A 16,951-nucleotide genomic window follows, 5' to 3' on the forward strand; every position below is an offset into this window, starting at 1 on the left:
CCAGTCCGCCGTGGGCAAAATCTGAAAAGGGTGATTTGCCATGCAAACCGTAGTTGCGTTCGTCGTCGCCCTCTGTATTCTGATTTTCGTGCACGAGATGGGGCACTACCTTGCCGCCCGCGCTTGCGGCGTCAAGGTGCTGCGCTTCTCGATCGGCTTTGGCCGCCCGTTGGCGCGTTGGGTCGGCAAGGGCCGTGACAAGACTGAGTGGACGCTGGCGGCAATTCCGCTGGGCGGCTACGTCAAGATGCTGGATGAGCGCGAGCGTGACCCGGAGACCGATCCGCCGATCGATCCCGCGGAATTGCCCCGTGCGTTCAATCGCCAGCCGGTAGGCAAGCGCTTTGTCATCGTGGCCGCCGGGCCGCTGGCGAATTTTTTGCTGGCCGTCGTGCTGTACGTGGTGCTGTTCGCGGGTGGGATGCGCGAGCCGGTGCCAGTGGTGGCCGCGCCGGCCGCTGGGACGCTGGCCGCGCAGGCTGGCGTGCGGGACGGGGATCGCGTGCTGTCGCTGACCGCAAGCGACCATACGGAAGCCGTACGCTCCTGGAATGATCTGCGCATGGCCGTGTTTTCGCAGGGCTTCGGGGATGCGCGGGCGGTACTGCGGGTGCGTGGCACCGATGGGGCGGAGCGCGATGTTACCTTGGCGCGCCTTCCGAATACTGGCGGAAATCCGGAGCAGGATCCGCTGGCCGTTCTGGGTCTGGCCCTCAAGGGCGGCCCGGTGACCATTACCGAGATCGTCCCTGATTCCGCGGCGCAGCGTGCCGGGCTCAAGGCTGGCGACAGGGTAGTGGCATGGGATGGGCAGCCCCTCACACAGGCCAGCGCGCTAATTCGTGGTGTCCGTGCCCGTCCCGGGCAGGAGGTCACGCTAGGTATCGAGCGGGCCGGGGAACGGATGGACGTCAAGGCGAAACTCGACGCCGCGCCAGCGCCCGAAGGCGAGGCCCGTGGCGGGTCTCAGGTCGGCAAGTTGGGCGCCGCGCTCAACCAGGCCGTCCAGACGGAGATCGTCCGGTACCCGCTGGTGCAGGCAGTGGCGCGGGCTGCGGACCAGGTTTGGAATACCAGTGCGCTGTCGTTGAAACTACTCGGCAAAATGCTGGTGGGGCAGGCGTCCCTGCAGAATTTGAGCGGGCCGCTGACCGTGGCTGACTATGCGGGGCGTGCTGCGAACATGGGCTGGCAGCCATTTATCAGCTTTCTGGCATTGGTAAGTGTCAGCCTCGGTGTACTGAATTTGTTACCTATTCCGGTTCTGGATGGTGGGCATTTGCTGTATTATTGCGTGGAATTTTTGACTGGCAGGCCTGTTCCAGACCATTGGCAAGCGATGCTGCAGAAGGTAGGCATCGCGTGCATCTTGCTCCTGACCTCACTCGCTTTGTTCAATGACGTCAGCCGACTGTTTCTGGCGCGCGGCTAATTTCGCGTAGCCAGAGCCCAAGTTGGCAGGGGGCGATCGTATCCCAGGGGAAGAACCTCGTCGGGATCGGGCAGCCGTGCCAGCATTGCCAGGCTTGGAGCCAATGCCCTGCATGAAATCGATGAGGAAGAGGGGATCGACTTTGATCAGAAATAAGCGCATCTCGCTGGGTCTACTGACGAGTGCCATTATTGCGGCTTGGAGCCCGGCGGGCTTTGCCGCCGATCCGTTCGTAGTCAAGGATATCCGTGTGGAGGGCCTGCAGCGCGTCGAGCCGGGCACGGTCTTCGGCTACCTGCCGGTTCGCGTTGGCGAAACGTTTACCGACGACAAGGGTGCGGATGCGATTCGCGCGCTCTATAACACCGGTTTTTTCAAGGACGTGCAGATCCGCGCCGAAGACGGCGTGCTGGTCGTCCAGGTCGAGGAGCGTCCGGCGATCTCGCAACTGGAGTTCGTCGGCATCAAGGAATTCGACAAGGACACGCTGCGCCGCTCGCTTCGCGCCGTTGGCGTGGCCGAGGCCCGTTATTACGACAAGGCGCTGATCGACAAGGCAGAGCAGGAGCTCAAGCGCCAGTACGTGGCTCGTGGCTACTATGCCGCCGAGGTGCAGACCACCGTGACGCCAGTTGACCGCAATCGCGTGTCGGTGGTGTTCAACGTTGACGAGGGCCCTGTCGCCAAGATCCGCCAGATCAATATCGTCGGCAACAAGGCATTCAAGGAAAGCACGCTGCGCGATGAAATGCAGCTTTCCACGCCGAACTGGCTCTCCTGGTACACCAAGAACGACCTCTATTCGAAGCAGAAGCTGACGGCTGACCTGGAAGCGCTGCGTTCGTACTATCTCAACCGCGGCTACCTCGAATTCCAGATCGAGTCGACGCAGGTGTCGATCACGCCGGACAAGAAGGACATTTACCTGACGCTGAATATCAGCGAAGGGGACCAATACAAGGTGTCCGACATCCGCCTGGCCGGCGAAACGCTCGGCAAGCAGGAAGAGATGGAGAAACTGCTGCAGCTGAAGAAGGGCGACATCTTCTCGTCCGAAAAGCTGACGGCCAGCACCAAGGCCATTACGGACCTGCTCGGCACGTATGGCTACGCCTTTACGACGATCAACCCGCAGCCGCAGGTGGACAAGGAAAAGCGCGAAGTGGCGCTGACCCTGATGGTCGACCCGGGCCGCCGCGTCTACGTGCGCCGCGTGAATGTGGTGGGTAACAGCAAGACGCGTGACGAAGTGGTGCGTCGCGAGATGCGCCAGATGGAGTCGTCGTGGTTCGATAGCGAAAAGCTCCAGCAGTCGCAGGCGCGTATCAACCGGACGGGCTACTTCACTGACACCAATATCACCACCGAAGACGTGCCGGGCGCGCCCGACCAGGTCGACGTGAACGTGAACGTGACGGAGAAGCCGACCGGCCAGATCAGTCTGGGTCTGGGCTTCTCGTCGACCGACAAGCTCGTGCTGCAGGCAGGTCTGCGCCAGGACAACGTGTTCGGTTCCGGTACCAGCCTGGGCCTGGATGTGAACACGGCCAAGTCGTTCCGTACGATTGCGCTGACGCAATACGATCCGTACTTTACGGTCGACGGCATTAGCCGATCGACAGACATCTACTACCGTACGTCGCGCCCGTTGTACTACACCGGTGATCAGGACTACAAGATCGTCTCGGCTGGCGGTGGCTTCAAGTTCGGCGTGCCGTTCTCGGAGAACGACACGGTGTTCTTCGGCATCGGCTACGAGCGGACCCAGGTCTACACCTCGCCCAACACGCCGAACCAGTACACGGCCTGGCTGCAGAAGATCGGCAAGGCCAGCGGTGATCCGATCAACAACTTCCCGTTCACGATCGGTTGGGCACGCGATCGCCGCGACAGCGCGCTGATTCCGACCAAGGGTCCGTACACGCAGGCCAACCTGGAAGTGGGTGTTCCGGGTGGCGACACGCAGTACTATCGCGCAAGCCTGCAGCAACAGTATTTCTACCCGCTGTCGAAGTCCTTCACGCTGGCCTTCAACGGCGAAGTGGCCTATGGTCACGGTTATGGCAATACGCCGTTCCCGGTGTTCAAGTACTTCTACGCCGGCGGTATCGGCTCGGTGCGCGGCTACCAGACCAGCACGCTCGGTCCGAAGGACCAGAACGGCAACCCGGTGGGTGGCGCATCGAAGATGATCGGCAACGTGGAATTCGTGTTCCCGCTCCCGGGCTCGGGTGTTGACCGCACGCTGCGACTGTTCACGTTCTTCGACTTCGGTAACGTTTACCAGGAAGGGGCACCGCTTTCGTTCAGCGATCTGAAATACTCGACTGGTTTCGGTATGTCGTGGCTTTCGCCGATCGGCCCGCTGAAGGTTAGCATGGGCTTCCCGCTGAAGAAGGATGAAACTGACAAGGTTCAACGCTTCCAGTTCCAGATCGGTACTGCGTTCTGATCCCCACAGAGGATTTGTTTGATGAAAATTTACACTCCACTGGTGAAATCCCTGAGCGCGGCCGCGCTGGCCGCTGCGGCCTTGTGCGCGGCGGCCCCGGCGATGGCTCAGGAGGCGCGCATTGCTGCGGTCAACTCGGAACGTATCCTGCGCGATTCGCAGCCGGCGAAGGCTGCGCAGGTCAAGCTCGAGCAGGAATTCTCCAAGCGTGACCGTGAACTGCAGGATATGGCCCAGAAGATCAAGGCCATGGCTGACAAGCTCGACAAGGACACGGCCGTGCTTGCGGACGCGGACCGCCAGCGCCGTCAGCGCGAAGTGGCCGATCTCGATCGCGAATTCCAGCGCAAGCAGCGTGAGTTCCGCGAGGATCTGAACCAGCGCCGTAACGAGGAACTGGCACAGGTGCTGGAGCGTGCCAACCGCGTGATTCGTCAAATCGCCGAGCAGCGCAAGTATGATCTGATCGTTCAGGAAGCCGTCTACGTGAATCCGCGCATCGACATCACCGATGACGTGATGAAGGCGCTGAACGCCGGCAGCACGGGCAAGTAAGCGACGACGCCAAAGCGTCGTCTGCCGTTTCGATTCTCAAGGAAGTACTGCCATGAAGACACCCACACTGGGTCAGCTCGCCACCGAGAACGGCGCGCAGGTTGTGGGTGATCCCGACCTGGCCGTAGTCGGCCTGGCGCCGCTAGACCAGGCTGGTCCCGGCGACCTGTCTTTCCTCTCCAATCCGCTGTATTTGCCACAGGCGCTCGCCTCGGCCGCAGGCGCCGTCATCGTGTCACCGGCAGACCTTGAGCGCATTCGTGCGGAAGGGCAAGCCGAACGGCGCAATTGGCTGGTGGCACGCAATCCCTACGTCTGCTTTGCCCGTGTTGCGCAGCGCTTCGACCGCGCCGCTAATGCCGATTCACGGACTGGGATCGATCCCCGTGCCAGCGTGGCGCCCGATGCGGTGGTCCCGGCATCGTGTTTTATCGGCCCCAACGTGGTGATCGAGTCCGGTGCCCGGCTCGGCGAGCGTGTTCGGATCCTCGCAAATGCCTTTATCGGCGCAAGCGCGGAGATCGGCGAAGATACGCTCATCTACGCCAATGTTTCTGTATATCATCGTTGCGTGATTGGCGCGCGCAACATCCTGCATAGCGGGGCGGTGATCGGCGCAGATGGCTTTGGTTTTGCGCCGGATATCGGGCCGACAGGTGTCGAGTACGTCAAGATTCCCCAGGTGGGGCGCGCGGTGCTCGGCAACGACGTGGAGATTGGCGCCAATACGGCCGTGGATCGTGGCGCGATGGCTGACACGGTGATCGAGGACGGTTGCAAGATCGACAACCAGGTGCAGATCGCGCATAACGTGCACGTGGGGGCGCACACCGTTATCGCGGGAACGGCTGCGGTTTCGGGCAGCACGAAGATTGGCCGGTTCTGCGTGATCGGCGGCGCGGCCAACTTTTCTGGCCATTTGAATATCGCTGACCGGACCACAGTGTCCGGCGGTACGTCGATTACCAAATCGATTACTAAACCCGGTGGGCATTACACGAGCGTGTTCCCGTTCACGTCGCATGGCGAATGGGAGCGAAACGCGGCAATCGTACGTGGCTTGTCAAAGCTGCGCGAACGTGTCGTGCAACTGGAACGCAGGCTGCGCGGTGAAAACAACGCCCCCGCACAGAACAAACAAGACGAAGAGAAATCATCATGACCGCATCCGAAATCGATATCCGCAAGATCCTGAAGCTGCTGCCGCATCGGTATCCGATCCTGCTGGTCGACCGTGTGCTCGAGTTCGAACCGCAGAAGCGGATCAAGACGCTGAAGAACGTGACGATCAACGAACCGTACTTCATGGGCCACTTCCCGGACCAACCCGTGATGCCGGGCGTCATGATCCTCGAGGCGCTGGCTCAGTCCGCAGGTCTTCTGACGTTTGGCGCCGATATGGAACGCAAGGAAGGTGCGTTGTATTACTTCGTCGGGATCGACGGCGCGCGCTTCAAGCGCGTGGTGTATCCGGGCGATCAGCTTCACCTGAACGTGACCGTGGAGCGCTACATCCGCGGTATCTGGAAGTTCAAGGCCAGCGCGACCGTGGACGGTGAGGTGGCCTGCGAGGCCGAACTGATGTGCACCGTGAAGCAAGCCGAAGGCTGAGCACGGACCCCAAGCAGAACAGACCACAGGACAGCACGTATGACGCAAATCCATCCTACCGCACTAGTCGATCCGAAGGCGGAACTGGCTGACGATGTTACCGTCGGCCCGTTTTCGATCGTCGGCCCGAATGTGCGGATCGGTAGCGGCACGCGGATCGGTTCCCATACCACGGTCGAAGGCCACACCACGATCGGCGCAGGTAACCGCATTGGTCCGTATGCCTCCGTGGGCGGTGTGCCGCAGGATATGAAGTACGCCAACGAGCCGACACAGCTCGTGATCGGCGATCGCAACACGATTCGCGAATTCACGACGATCCATACGGGCACCGTGCAGGATCGCGGCGTGACCAGTCTCGGTAACGACAACTGGATCATGGCCTACGTGCACATCGCACACGACTGCTCTGTGGGCAACCACACGGTGTTCTCCAGTAACGCGCAGATCGCCGGCCACGTGGAAGTCGGGGACTGGGCAATTCTGGGCGGCATGAGCGGCGTGCACCAGTACGTCCGCATCGGTGCTCATGCGATGCTTGGCGGTGCTTCGGCATTGGTGCAGGACGTGCCGCCCTTCGTTATCGCGGCCAGCGACAAGAATGGCAACAAGGCGACCCCGCACGGCATCAACGTCGAAGGTCTGCGTCGTCGCGGATTCGATGCCGGGCAGATCGCGGCGCTGCGTCAGGCGTACAAGTTGTTGTACAAGTCTGATCTGAGTTTCGACGATGCGCGGGCGGAAATCACGGCGATGCTCGGTCAGGTAGACGCCACTACCGCTGTGCCGCTGCAGGCGTTCGTGGAGTTCCTGGCCGCGACCCAGCGCGGTATCGTTCGCTGATTCCGGCGCGACATGGTCGACACCGTGCAGGCCGTGCTTCCCGCCGATGCGGGTGCTAATGGGAACAAGCGAGGTAGTATCGCCATGGTTGCCGGTGAGGCATCTGGCGACTTGCTTGCTTCGCTGCTGCTGGAAGGCCTGCGTGCGAGGCTTGGCGAATCGGTGGATTACGCCGGTATCGGTGGCCATCGCATGATGGCGCAGGGATTTGTCTCGCATTGGCCGATGGAAACGCTATCGGTCAATGGCTATGTCGAGGTACTGGGCTCGCTACGCGAAATTCTGGCCACGCGGCGTGAGATTCGCGAGCAATTGCTGGCGCGACCGCCGCTATGCTTTATCGGCGTCGACGCTCCCGATTTCAACTTCGGTCTGGAAGTGCCGCTGCGCCGCGCGGGCATTCCGGTTGTCCATTTTGTCAGCCCGTCGATCTGGGCCTGGCGTGGAGGCCGCATCCGCACGATAGCGCGGGCCGTGGACCATATCCTCTGCCTGTTCCCGTTCGAGCCCGAGATCTATGCGAAGGCGGGCATTCCGGCAACCTACGTCGGCCATCCGCTAGCTGACGTAATCCCGATGGTGCCCGATGTTGCGGGTGCGAGGGCGAAGCTGGATTTGCCGGAAGGCAAACGAATCGTGGCGGTGTTGCCTGGCAGTCGACAATCAGAGGTGCGCAACCTCGGCGCGACGTTCTTCGCCGCGATGGACCGTATGCACCGCATGGACGGCAACCTCGCTTTCGTGCTGCCTGTTGCCAGCGCACCGCTGCGGGAGATTGTTGCTGGCTTGCACGCGCAGTATCCGGATATCGACCTGACCGTAGTTGACGGCCAATCGCATCTTGCGATGGAGTCCGCCGATGTTGTGCTGCTTGCAAGTGGCACGGCAACGCTCGAGGCCGCGCTGTACAAGAAACCCATGGTGATCTCGTACAAGGTGCCCTGGCTGACGGCGCAGATCATGAAACGGCAGGGTTATCTGCCGTATGTCGGGCTGCCTAATATCCTGTCGGGACGCTTTGTTGTTCCCGAACTGCTACAGGACGATGCGACGCCGGAGGCGTTGGCACGCGAGACGCTGCTGCAACTCAATGACGAGGGCAATATCGCCTTCCTGCGGCAGCATTTCACGACGATGCACGAAACCCTGAAGCGCGACACGGCGAAGCTGGCTGCCGGCGTGGTCGTCGATCTGATGCGCAGCCGTGGAGTGGTCTGATGGCGCGAACGAAAGCTGCGGCTTCTAGCCAGTTGGGCCTGGAACTGACTCAAACCGTTGCCGTGGTGCAGCGCTTGTGTGGGGTCGATGAGGCTGGGCGTGGCCCTTTGGCGGGTCCCGTTTACGCTGCGGCTGTGGTGTTGAATCCCGCGCGGCAAATCCGCGGTTTGGCCGATTCGAAGATCCTCAGTGCGGAAAAGCGCGAGGCACTGTTCGATCGCATCTGCGAACACGCGCTGGGATGGCATATCGCATCCGCGTCGGTTGAGGAGATCGATTCGATCAATATCCTTCACGCATCGATGCTCGCGATGCAACGGGCGGTGCAGGGGTTGGCCGCGAGCGGTGTCATCCCCGATCTCGTGCAGGTCGATGGTAATCGTTGTCCGCAGGTGGCGTTCCCGGTCGAGGCTATCGTCAAGGGTGATGCCAAGGTACGGGCAATTTCCGCGGCTTCGATCCTGGCGAAGGTGGCGCGCGATCGTGAACTGTTGAAGCTGCACCAGGAGTACCCTGAGTACGGGTTCGACTCTCACTTTGGCTACCCGACGCCACAGCATTTCACCGCGCTCGAACAATTCGGCGCGACGCCGCATCATCGGCGTTCGTTTGCGCCGGTGCGCAAGGTGCTTGAGCGTGGCATGGTGCGCACCATGTCGTCCGAAGCGCCGCCTTTCTGAGGCAGACCTTTGAAGCATGTCACTTCGCGCGACAACGCGCTGTTCAAACAGTTGAAGGCCCTGACGGGGTCCACGCACCAGCGCCGCAAGGCGGGGCAGTCCGTGCTCGATGGCATCCATCTCGCGCAGGCCTATGTGGCTGCGCTTGGGCAGCCCGCGAGCTGCGTGGTGAGCGAGCGCCATTATGACCACGCTGAGGTGCGCGCGCTGCTCGAGAAGATCGACTCGGACAAGCTGGTTGTATTGGCTGATGCGTTGTTCGAGCAGATCAGCAGTGTGGTCAACGGTGTCGACCTGATGCTGGTGATCGATACGCCGGCCGGCCACCTCCCGGCGAGCATCGAGACCGATTGCATCATTCTGGATGGTCTGCAGGATGCGGGCAACGTAGGCTCGATTCTTCGAAGCGCTGCGGCCGCTGGCATTCCACATGCGTTCCTGACCAAAGGTTGCGCATTCGCGTGGTCGGTCAAGACGTTGCGTGCCGGTATGGGCGCGAACTTCCACTTGAATATCGTCGAGCATTGCACGCTTGAAATGCTTGAGAGCCGGCTGGCAGTGCCGTTACTGGCGACGTCATCCCATGCGGATGCCGCGGTGTTCGATACAGATCTGCGTCAGCCGGTTGGCTGGGTGATTGGCAATGAAGGGGGAGGAGTCAGCCCCGAGTGGATGGCGCATGTTTCCCGTACGGTTGGCATTCCGCAGCCTGGAGGATTGGAGTCGCTGAATGTGGCCGCCGCAACGGCAGTCTGCCTGTTTGAAGCCGTCCGGCAACGCCGCGCTAGCGGCGGTTAGCACGGACGCCAAGTGTCTTGGCGGTGGGCTGAGTTATCTGGCTCGCCAGGCAGCTGGTTGTCCGGTGCCGGCGGGCTGATCTGCATTCTGGGACACCAACTGACGTAGCAGATCCGCTACGGTGTCGAGTTTCTGGTCGAGCCTGGTTTCGAGGCGCTCCAGTTTCGAATCGAATCTTGTCTCGAGGTGCTCGAGCTTCAAGTCAAACCTCGACTCGAGGCTCTCGAAACGATCGTCAATCCGCTTGAACTGCTCGTCGAATTTGTCGAGGCGCTGCTCGACCCGATTGAATCGCTGCTCCGTGGCAGCCTGATGGGAGTCCAGCCGAGTATTGATTGCCCTGACTTCGGCTGAAACGGTCTTGATGTCCGCAGCGATCAGTGCCCGCGAATGGCTGGACGAATACTCGATGATGGCGAAGATTCCGGCCAACGACAGTGCGACGCCGCTGAAGACCAGGCCCGCAGCCTTCAGGGCGTGAGAAGAGCCCGAATACGCCAGTTCGTTGGGCGCTTTCCGGCCTGCAGCCCGGTTTGGCGGGAGGGGCTGACGATCTGCTGTCATGAAGAACATCTATCCGATGCAGGCATGTTGGAACAGCCTTCATCGTGCCCTTATCGGTGCAGCGCCGATAGGGCGCGATTCTGAAAACGCCACCGCTATTAATAGTTGTCCCGATCGACCTTGATTTCCTGGAGGATCGTCGTGGCAATCTCTTCGATCGACTTGTGTGTCGACGACAGCCACTTGATGCCTTCACGGCGCATCATCGACTCCGCCTCATTGACTTCGTAGCGGCAGTTCTCCACGGCTGCGTACTTGCTGCCCGGACGCCGCTCGTTGCGGATTTCCGTCAGACGTTGCGGATCGATGGAGAGGCCGAAGATCTTCTGCTTGTATGCATACAGCGCCGAGGGCAGGCGGCCTCGCTCGAAATCGTCAGGAATCAGCGGATAGTTCGCCGCCTTGAGGCCGTACTGCATCGCAAGATACAGGCTGGTCGGCGTCTTGCCGCTGCGCGACACGCCAACCAGGATCACATCGGCGTCTTCGAGGTTCTTGTGCGACTGGCCGTCGTCGTGCGCCAGCGAGAAGTTGATCGCCTCGATACGGTTCTTATAAGCCTCGGTGTCCGCATTTTGGTGGAAACGGCCGATGGCATGGGTGGATTTCAGGCCCAGTTCCTTCTCGAGTGGCTCGATGAAGGTCTGGAACATGTCGAGGATCATCGCCTTGGCCCGGCGAATCGCCTTGTTGGATTCGGCGTTGACCAGCGTGGTGAACACGATCGGCGGAACGCCCTCGTTATAGAACGCCTCGTTGATCTTGCCGACGGCCACATGTGCCTTTTCGGGCGTATCGACAAACGGCATACGCACTTTGCGGAACCGCATCTCGAACTGGGCCAGGATCGAATGGCTGAATGTTTCGGCTGTGATGCCGGTGCCATCCGACACGATAAAGACCGTGCGCACGGCAGGGCGATTCGTGGCGGGGACCTCAGCGGACTGAGCGGTGGCGTCGGTCGCGCCAGAGGCGGCCGTGGGCTGCGCCAGCGGTTGTGTGCCTTCAGGCGTTTCGGGCAGGGACATGTCTGAACAATTATTTGAAGCCGCGGCTACGCGAAAGTGCGATGCGGCACGGTAGAATAGCGGCGATCTTTTGGCTAAGCAATTCCGCCAATGCCGGCCAGGCAACGATTTGAGGCTGGATTGTCGACAATGTGCACTGCAGCATCAGTGCCGCCGATAGCACACGGAATTGCTCAGCCAAGCGATCCGCCGGGAACAGAACGCCAACAATATGCCGGTCGGTGCAAAAGATTTCTTACTTTGTTTTGAGGCTTTTATGACCAACCAGGTAGATACCGGCGCCTACGTGCTGCCGTTCGAGCAGCTACGGATGCAGGACGTGGAAGTTGTCGGCGGCAAGAACTCGTCGTTGGGGGAAATGATCTCCCAGCTCGCCGGTGCCGGCGTTCGCGTTCCGGGCGGTTTCGCCACGACCGCGCTCGCATTCCGCGACTTTCTTGCGCACAACAACCTGACCAGCCGCATCTCCGAACGTCTGAAGACGCTCAACGTCGACGACGTCAAGGCCCTGGCGGAAGCCGGCGCCGAGATTCGTGGCTGGGTAGCCGCGGCGCCGTTCCAGCCGCGTCTGGAGGCGGAGATCCGCGAGCATTACGCACGCGTGTCGGCTCGCGAAGGTGCCGAGGCATCGTTCGCAGTGCGTTCCTCGGCCACGGCCGAGGATTTGCCCGATGCATCGTTCGCCGGTCAGCAGGAGTCTTACCTCAACGTCAGTGGCATCGACGACGTGCTGGACAAGATCAAGCACGTGTTCGCCTCGCTCTACAACGACCGTGCTATCTCGTACCGTGTGCACAAGGGCTTTGCGCATGACGTGGTGGCGCTCTCCGCCGGCGTCCAGCGCATGGTGCGTTCGGATCTGGCCTCCTCGGGCGTGATGTTCACGATCGACACCGAATCGGGCTTCCCCGATGTGGTCTTCATCACGTCAAGCTACGGCCTGGGCGAAACGGTTGTGCAGGGCGCAGTGAACCCGGACGAGTTCTACGTCTTCAAGCCGATGCTGCAAGCCGGCAAGTACCCGATCATCCGCCGTTCGATCGGTTCGAAGCTGATCAAGATGGAATTCACGAAGCCGGGCGAAGCTGGCCGCGTGAAGACCGTGGACGTGCCGCCCGAGCTGCGCAATCGCTATTCGATCACCGATGACGACGTGGCCGAACTCGCGCGTTACGCAATGATCATCGAGAAGCACTACGGCCGTCCGATGGACATCGAGTGGGGCAAGGACGGCAAGGATGGCAAGATCTACATCCTGCAGGCCCGCCCGGAGACCGTGAAGAGCCAGTCGGCCGGCAAGGCCGAGCAGCGCTTCAAGCTCAAGGGCACGGCGCCGGTGCTGACCAGCGGTCGTGCGATCGGCCAGAAGATCGGTACGGGTCCGGTGCGCGTGATCAACGATCCGTCTGAGATGGAGCGCGTGCAACCTGGTGACGTACTGGTGGCCGACATGACCGACCCGAACTGGGAGCCGGTGATGAAGCGCGCTGCGGCAATCGTGACCAACCGTGGTGGCCGTACCTGCCACGCTGCGATCATCGCGCGTGAACTGGGCGTGCCCGCTGTTGTGGGTTGCGGCGATGCGACCGACTTGCTGAAGGATGGCACGCTGGTGACGGTGTCTTGCGCCGAGGGTGACGAGGGCCGGATTTACGATGGCCTGCTCGAAACCGAAGTGACCGAGGTCCAGCGTGGCGAGATGCCCGAGATCGCGACCAAGATCATGATGAACGTTGGCAATCCCCAGCTTGCGTTCGACTTCGCGCAGATTCCGAACCACGGCGTCGGCCTGGCCCGCCTCGAGTTCATCATCAACAACAACATTGGTGTTCACCCGAAGGCGATCCTCGACTATCCGCAAGTCGATGCCGACCTGAAGAAGGCAGTGGAATCGGTAGCGCGTGGCCACGCCAGCCCGCGTGCGTTCTATGTCGACAAACTGGCGGAAGGCATTGCGACAATCGGTGCCGCGTTCTATCCGAAGCCCGTGATCGTGCGCCTGTCGGACTTCAAGTCGAATGAGTACAAGAAGCTGATCGGCGGTTCGCGCTACGAGCCGGACGAAGAGAACCCGATGCTGGGCTTCCGTGGTGCTTCGCGCTACATCTCCGAGGACTTCGCCGAAGCGTTCGAGATGGAATGCAAGGCCATGAAGCGCGTGCGCGACGAGATGGGTCTGACCAACGTCGAGATCATGGTGCCGTTCGTGCGTACGCTGGGCCAGGCCGAGCGCGTGATCGAACTGCTGGCCAAGCACGGCCTGAAGCGCGGTGAGAACGGTCTACGCATCATCATGATGTGCGAAGTTCCATCCAACGCGATCCTGGCCGAGGAGTTCCTGCAGTTCTTCGACGGTTTCTCGATCGGCTCGAACGACCTGACGCAGCTGACGCTGGGTCTCGATCGTGACTCTGGCATGGAACTGCTTGCGAAGGACTTCGACGAGCGTGATCCGGCAGTGCGCTTCATGCTGCAGCGCGCCATTTCGACGGCGCTGCGCCTGAACAAGTACGTTGGCATCTGCGGTCAGGGCCCCTCGGATCATCCGGACTTCGCGGTCTGGCTGGCCAACGAAGGTATCAAGTCGATCTCGCTGAATCCTGATTCTGTGGTCGAAACCTGGCAGCAACTGGCTTCGTGAGGCATTTCGCGTCACAATAGAGAAGATCACGTATAGACGGCACTTGGCCTTCGGCCAGCGTGCCGCGTGACACCGGCCCTGCGGCAGGTGTTCCATCTGCCCCCGCAGACGCCGTAGGCGTTTGGCGGGGGTTTTTGTTTTTGCGGGTGGGGTGTCTTGTTTCCTCCGGGAAAGGAGCGGGATGACGTCGTACTACCTTTGGTTTGCCGTTGCGGTCGTGCTGGTGATTGCGGAGCTGGCGACGGGGACCTTCTATTTGCTGATGATCGCCCTCGGGGTTGCCGCAGGCGGTGTGGCTGCGCTGCTGGGTGCTGATGAGCCAATACAGACCGTCGCCGCCGCGCTGGTTGCGATCATTGGCATCCTGTTGTTACGCCGCACGCGCTTTGGCAAGCTGAGGCGCCGCGACGCCGCATCCAATCCGGACGTCAATCTCGATATCGGTCAGGAACTCGAAGTGCCCGCCTGGGACGATTCCCGTCGCGCGCGCGTGCCCTACCGCGGCGCGGATTGGACCGTGGAGCTGGCACCGGGCGCCGAGCCGAAACCGGGCCGCTATCGCATTGTCGAAGTGCGTGGAGCCACGTTGATCGTGGCGCGTCACTACACGGCCTGACTTCTTCCGCATTACCCAGTCGTCAATCCTTTCGAAGGGAGTCGTATATATGCTTGCCTATCAGCTAGGTTTGTTTCCGCTGATCCTGCTCATTGCCGCCATCGTGCTGATTGCGAAGTCGGTCAAGATCGTGCCGCAGCAGCACGCGTGGGTACTGGAGCGTCTGGGGCGCTATCACGCCACGCTGACACCAGGCCTCACCGTCGTCGTGCCTTTCATCGATCGAGTGGCCTACAAGCACATCCTCAAGGAAATCCCGCTCGATGTGCCGAGCCAGGTTTGCATTACGAAGGACAACACGCAATTGCAGGTCGATGGTGTGCTGTACTTCCAGGTGACCGACCCGATGAAGGCGTCCTATGGCTCGAGCAATTTCGTGGTGGCCATTACGCAACTGTCACAGACCACGCTGCGCTCGGTGATCGGCAAGCTGGAACTCGATAAAACCTTCGAGGAGCGCGAGTTCATCAACCACAGCGTGGTCAATGCGCTGGATGAGGCCGCGGCAAACTGGGGTGTGAAGGTGTTGCGCTACGAGATCAAGGATCTTACGCCGCCCAAGGAAATTCTCCATGCCATGCAGGCGCAGATCACTGCCGAGCGCGAAAAGCGCGCGCTGATTGCAGCATCGGAAGGCAAGCGGCAGGAGCAGATCAATCTGGCGTCTGGCGCGCGCGAGGCGGCGATTCAGAAGTCAGAGGGTGAAAGGCAGGCGGCTATCAATAAGGCCCAAGGTGAGGCGTCCGCGATTCTGGCCGTGGCCGAGGCAAATGCGCAGGCGATCGAGAAGATCGGTCACGCGATCCGGGGCGAGGGCGGTTCCGAGGCAGTCAGCCTCAAGGTCGCGGAGGAGTATGTGGCGGCGTTTGGCAACCTGGCCAAGCAGGGCAACACATTGATCGTGCCGGGCAACCTTGGCGAGATGAGTTCGATGATCGCGTCCGCGCTGCAGATTGTGAAGGGCCAGAAGACGGAGAAGGCCGTCTGAGTGCCGCATGGGACCAATAGGTAGTAGGTCGGCAGAAACAAAAACGGAGGCTCATGCCTCCGTTTTTGTCTATGGCTTATCTGGCGCTGCCATCATTCCTTCACGCCACCCTTCATGATGCGAGCCTTCTCGCGATCCCAGTCGCGGTTCTTTTCTGTTTCGCGCTTGTCAAACTGCTTCTTGCCCTTGGCCAGCCCGATCTCGCATTTGACGCGGCCGCGCGTGTAGTGCAGATTCAGCGGCACCAACGTATAGCCGCGCTGCTCGACCTTGCCGATCAGCTTTTTGATCTCGTCGGCCTTCAGCAGCAGCTTGCGCGTGCGCACAGGGTCCGGGTTGATGTGGGTGGAGGCGCTTTGCAGCTGGCTGATATGGGCGCCGATCAGGAACATCTCTGCGTCGCGCACCACGACGTAGCCTTCCTTGATCTGCACGCGCCCGGCGCGAATCGCCTTGACCTCCCAGCCTTCGAGCACGATCCCGGCCTCATAGCGCTCTTCGATGAAGTAGTCGAAAAAGGCCTTCTTGTTGTCAGCGATCGTCATGCGGGAAGTGGTTCCTGAAGGTATTTGTCGCGCCGGTCTTGGGCGACAGCGTAAGTCAGCCGGGGTGGGTGCGGCGGCGCCGGACGTGCCGTACGCGCGGCTGTCGGCTAAAATTGCGATTTTAGCAAACGCCCCGGCCCCGGCCCAGCCCGCCGGTGCCCTGTAATCCGAATACATGGCAGACGTCCATAAATCCGTCCTGCTCGGCCACTCGGCCGAACAGATGTACGATCTGGTCACCCGCGTGGAGGACTATCCCAAGTTTCTGCCGTGGTGTGGCGGCGTGGAGGTGTTCGAGCAGACCGATACGCTGCTCGATGCCAAGATCCATATTCATTTCAAAGGGATCAAGCAGTTCTTCCACACGCGTAATGCTCAGGAACGTCCGTCCCGCATTGATATGACGTTCGCCGACGGGCCTTTCAAGGTCTTCAATGGCTCCTGGCGCTTCACGCCGCTGCGTGAGGATGCGTGCAAGATCGAATTTCACCTGCATTACGAGTTCTCCAGCGTCTTTCTGGAGAAGATCATCGGGCCGGTATTCAGCGTGATCGCCAATACCTTTGTTGATGCCTTCGTCAAACGCGCCGAGGTGGTTTATGCCGACAACGCCAACAACGGCTGAGGTGGGCGGTCTGGTGCGCCTGTCCGTTTGCTACGCGCGGCCGGATACCGTGTTCCTGAAGGAGTTGGATGTTCCCGCGGGGACGACGATCATCGGTGCGATCGAGGCCAGTGGCCTGACGCAAGCCTGTTCCGAGGTTGATCCGAGCACGCTGCGCGTTGGTGTCTACGGCAAGCTCAAGACGCTGGATACCCCGGTAAGGCAGGGCGATCGCGTGGAAGTGTATCGTGTGCTGACTGCCGACCCGAAGACCGCGCGGCGCAAGCGGGTTCAGAGGACGCGAGCGTCCGGCACGCGCGAGGGCCAGAAATGGCTGCGTGGAGGCGGGCAGGGCGCCTAAGAGGCACTATCAAAA

Annotated in this window: 17 protein-coding genes; 14 read left to right on the plus strand and 3 right to left on the minus strand. The window is 61.0% G+C overall.

From position 1 onward, the window contains the following. Positions 1 to 40 precede the first annotated feature (40 nt). The 9 genes from rseP to K6G35_RS06865 all read left to right on the plus strand — a co-directional run bounded on the left by rseP (position 41) and on the right by K6G35_RS06865 (position 9,589). Entirely contained in the window at positions 41 to 1,432 is a 1,392-nt protein-coding gene (gene rseP / locus K6G35_RS06825; protein WP_035882024.1) for an RIP metalloprotease RseP, read from the plus strand. Positions 1,433 to 1,574: 142 nt separating this feature from the next. Then, positions 1,575 to 3,884: an outer membrane protein assembly factor BamA gene (bamA, locus tag K6G35_RS06830; protein WP_008652050.1), complete on the plus strand. Its 2,310-nt coding sequence runs from the start codon at positions 1,575 to 1,577 to the stop codon at positions 3,882 to 3,884. A 21-nt stretch (positions 3,885 to 3,905) separates the two neighbouring features. Beyond that, a complete protein-coding gene (locus tag K6G35_RS06835; protein ID WP_008652051.1) occupies positions 3,906 to 4,439 on the plus strand; it encodes an OmpH/Skp family outer membrane protein in 534 nt (177 codons plus the stop codon). A 52-nt stretch (positions 4,440 to 4,491) separates the two neighbouring features. After that, a complete protein-coding gene (gene lpxD, locus K6G35_RS06840) occupies positions 4,492 to 5,601 on the plus strand; it encodes a UDP-3-O-(3-hydroxymyristoyl)glucosamine N-acyltransferase (RefSeq protein ID WP_008652052.1) in 1,110 nt (369 codons plus the stop codon). Further along, positions 5,598 to 6,050: a 3-hydroxyacyl-ACP dehydratase FabZ gene (gene fabZ / locus K6G35_RS06845; RefSeq protein ID WP_008652053.1), complete on the plus strand. Its 453-nt coding sequence runs from the start codon at positions 5,598 to 5,600 to the stop codon at positions 6,048 to 6,050. The genes lpxD and fabZ overlap by 4 nt, the downstream gene beginning before the upstream one ends. 39 nt (positions 6,051 to 6,089) lie before the next feature. After that, positions 6,090 to 6,893, plus strand: coding sequence for an acyl-ACP--UDP-N-acetylglucosamine O-acyltransferase (gene lpxA, locus K6G35_RS06850; RefSeq protein WP_008652054.1), 804 nt, complete (start codon positions 6,090 to 6,092; stop codon positions 6,891 to 6,893). A 12-nt stretch (positions 6,894 to 6,905) separates the two neighbouring features. After that, a complete protein-coding gene (lpxB, locus tag K6G35_RS06855; protein ID WP_008652055.1) occupies positions 6,906 to 8,111 on the plus strand; it encodes a lipid-A-disaccharide synthase in 1,206 nt (401 codons plus the stop codon). Beyond that, on the plus strand, positions 8,111 to 8,791 hold the full coding sequence (gene rnhB, locus K6G35_RS06860) for a ribonuclease HII (protein WP_008652057.1): 681 nt from the start codon (positions 8,111 to 8,113) through the stop codon (positions 8,789 to 8,791). The genes lpxB and rnhB overlap by 1 nt, the downstream gene beginning before the upstream one ends. A 9-nt stretch (positions 8,792 to 8,800) precedes the next feature. Beyond that, on the plus strand, positions 8,801 to 9,589 hold the full coding sequence (locus tag K6G35_RS06865; RefSeq protein ID WP_495676237.1) for a TrmH family RNA methyltransferase: 789 nt from the start codon (positions 8,801 to 8,803) through the stop codon (positions 9,587 to 9,589). Positions 9,590 to 9,622: 33 nt separating this feature from the next. On the opposite strand, the gene K6G35_RS06870 is transcribed toward K6G35_RS06865, so the two are convergent. Both K6G35_RS06870 and ppsR read right to left on the minus strand, forming a co-directional pair. Next, positions 9,623 to 10,153: a hypothetical protein gene (locus K6G35_RS06870; protein ID WP_495676238.1), complete on the minus strand. Its 531-nt coding sequence runs from the start codon at positions 10,151 to 10,153 to the stop codon at positions 9,623 to 9,625. A gap of 98 nt (positions 10,154 to 10,251) precedes the next feature. Next, on the minus strand, positions 10,252 to 11,181 hold the full coding sequence (ppsR, locus tag K6G35_RS06875) for a posphoenolpyruvate synthetase regulatory kinase/phosphorylase PpsR (protein ID WP_008652060.1): 930 nt from the start codon (positions 11,179 to 11,181) through the stop codon (positions 10,252 to 10,254). A gap of 256 nt (positions 11,182 to 11,437) precedes the next feature. Here ppsR and ppsA point away from each other — a divergent pair, with 256 nt between their 5' ends. The 3 genes from ppsA (at position 11,438) to K6G35_RS06890 (ending at position 15,426) form a co-directional block, all read left to right on the plus strand. After that, positions 11,438 to 13,822, plus strand: a complete 2,385-nt coding sequence (ppsA, locus tag K6G35_RS06880; protein WP_008652062.1) for a phosphoenolpyruvate synthase — start codon at positions 11,438 to 11,440, stop codon at positions 13,820 to 13,822. A gap of 181 nt (positions 13,823 to 14,003) precedes the next feature. Continuing rightward, positions 14,004 to 14,438 (plus strand): NfeD family protein, encoded by a 435-nt coding sequence (locus K6G35_RS06885; protein WP_035882033.1) that lies wholly within the window; start codon positions 14,004 to 14,006, stop codon positions 14,436 to 14,438. 49 nt (positions 14,439 to 14,487) lie between these two features. Then, positions 14,488 to 15,426, plus strand: coding sequence for an SPFH domain-containing protein (locus K6G35_RS06890; protein ID WP_035882034.1), 939 nt, complete (start codon positions 14,488 to 14,490; stop codon positions 15,424 to 15,426). Between the two features lie 92 nt (positions 15,427 to 15,518). Here the strand turns inward: K6G35_RS06890 and smpB are convergent, their stop codons facing one another. Next, positions 15,519 to 15,971 carry an SsrA-binding protein SmpB gene (gene smpB / locus K6G35_RS06895; protein ID WP_495676333.1) on the minus strand — a complete coding sequence of 151 codons (453 nt, stop codon included), beginning with the start codon at positions 15,969 to 15,971 and terminating at the stop codon, positions 15,519 to 15,521. Positions 15,972 to 16,146: 175 nt separating this feature from the next. On the opposite strand from smpB, the gene K6G35_RS06900 reads away from it, so the two are divergent. Further along, on the plus strand, positions 16,147 to 16,596 hold the full coding sequence (locus K6G35_RS06900; RefSeq protein WP_008652066.1) for a type II toxin-antitoxin system RatA family toxin: 450 nt from the start codon (positions 16,147 to 16,149) through the stop codon (positions 16,594 to 16,596). After that, positions 16,571 to 16,936 (plus strand): RnfH family protein, encoded by a 366-nt coding sequence (locus K6G35_RS06905; protein ID WP_008652067.1) that lies wholly within the window; start codon positions 16,571 to 16,573, stop codon positions 16,934 to 16,936. The genes K6G35_RS06900 and K6G35_RS06905 overlap by 26 nt, the downstream gene beginning before the upstream one ends. Positions 16,937 to 16,951 lie beyond the last annotated feature (15 nt).

The sequence above is a fragment of the Cupriavidus sp. HY129 genome, from assembly GCF_059492215.1.

Coding starts and splice junctions, on each gene's coding strand:
- smpB (WP_495676333.1), bottom strand. CDS start 15,971: ATGACGATCGCTGACAACAAGAAGGCCTTTTTCGACTACTTCATCGAA.
- K6G35_RS06905 (WP_008652067.1), top strand. CDS start 16,571: ATGCCGACAACGCCAACAACGGCTGAGGTGGGCGGTCTGGTGCGCCTG.
- fabZ (WP_008652053.1), top strand. CDS start 5,598: ATGACCGCATCCGAAATCGATATCCGCAAGATCCTGAAGCTGCTGCCG.
- K6G35_RS06835 (WP_008652051.1), top strand. CDS start 3,906: ATGAAAATTTACACTCCACTGGTGAAATCCCTGAGCGCGGCCGCGCTG.
- lpxD (WP_008652052.1), top strand. CDS start 4,492: ATGAAGACACCCACACTGGGTCAGCTCGCCACCGAGAACGGCGCGCAG.
- K6G35_RS06885 (WP_035882033.1), top strand. CDS start 14,004: ATGACGTCGTACTACCTTTGGTTTGCCGTTGCGGTCGTGCTGGTGATT.
- lpxA (WP_008652054.1), top strand. CDS start 6,090: ATGACGCAAATCCATCCTACCGCACTAGTCGATCCGAAGGCGGAACTG.
- K6G35_RS06870 (WP_495676238.1), bottom strand. CDS start 10,153: ATGACAGCAGATCGTCAGCCCCTCCCGCCAAACCGGGCTGCAGGCCGG.
- ppsR (WP_008652060.1), bottom strand. CDS start 11,181: ATGTCCCTGCCCGAAACGCCTGAAGGCACACAACCGCTGGCGCAGCCC.
- ppsA (WP_008652062.1), top strand. CDS start 11,438: ATGACCAACCAGGTAGATACCGGCGCCTACGTGCTGCCGTTCGAGCAG.
- rnhB (WP_008652057.1), top strand. CDS start 8,111: ATGGCGCGAACGAAAGCTGCGGCTTCTAGCCAGTTGGGCCTGGAACTG.
- K6G35_RS06890 (WP_035882034.1), top strand. CDS start 14,488: ATGCTTGCCTATCAGCTAGGTTTGTTTCCGCTGATCCTGCTCATTGCC.
- K6G35_RS06900 (WP_008652066.1), top strand. CDS start 16,147: ATGGCAGACGTCCATAAATCCGTCCTGCTCGGCCACTCGGCCGAACAG.
- rseP (WP_035882024.1), top strand. CDS start 41: ATGCAAACCGTAGTTGCGTTCGTCGTCGCCCTCTGTATTCTGATTTTC.
- lpxB (WP_008652055.1), top strand. CDS start 6,906: ATGGTCGACACCGTGCAGGCCGTGCTTCCCGCCGATGCGGGTGCTAAT.